This window comes from Mucilaginibacter terrenus, assembly GCF_003432065.1.
GTDB lineage: Bacteria > Bacteroidota > Bacteroidia > Sphingobacteriales > Sphingobacteriaceae > Mucilaginibacter > Mucilaginibacter terrenus.
On record NZ_QWDE01000014.1, the window covers coordinates 1 to 381 of the forward strand.

A 381-nucleotide genomic window follows, 5' to 3' on the forward strand; every position below is an offset into this window, starting at 1 on the left:
CAGTGGTATCTTCACCTACGCTTTGCTTAAAGTCTATGGCGAACTCCACAAAGCGGAGTACGTCATCATCCCATACAGCGGTGTTGCCGGAGGTCTGGTAAGCGACATGTACATCATGCCCCTGGTCTACCAAACGGATAAAGGTACCGCCCATAGAGATGACATCATCATCCGGGTGGGGAGAGAACACGATGGAGCGTTTTCTCGCGGGTTCTGCGCGTTCAGGCCGCTGACTGTCGTCCGCACCCGGCTTTCCGCCCGGCCAGCCGGTGATGGTATGCTGCACCTGGTTAAAGATGTCGATATTGATGTTGTATACCGGGCCCTGCTCTACGGCAAGCTGTGCCATGCCGTGGTTGTTGTAGTCTTCTTCTGTCAGCT

1 protein-coding gene is annotated in these 381 nt (G+C 54.9%); it reads right to left on the minus strand.

Annotated features, from left to right (window positions below):
* Positions 1-381: PIG-L family deacetylase (locus DYU05_RS20830; protein ID WP_205771948.1), on the minus strand; the 381-nt coding region annotated here is incomplete at both ends.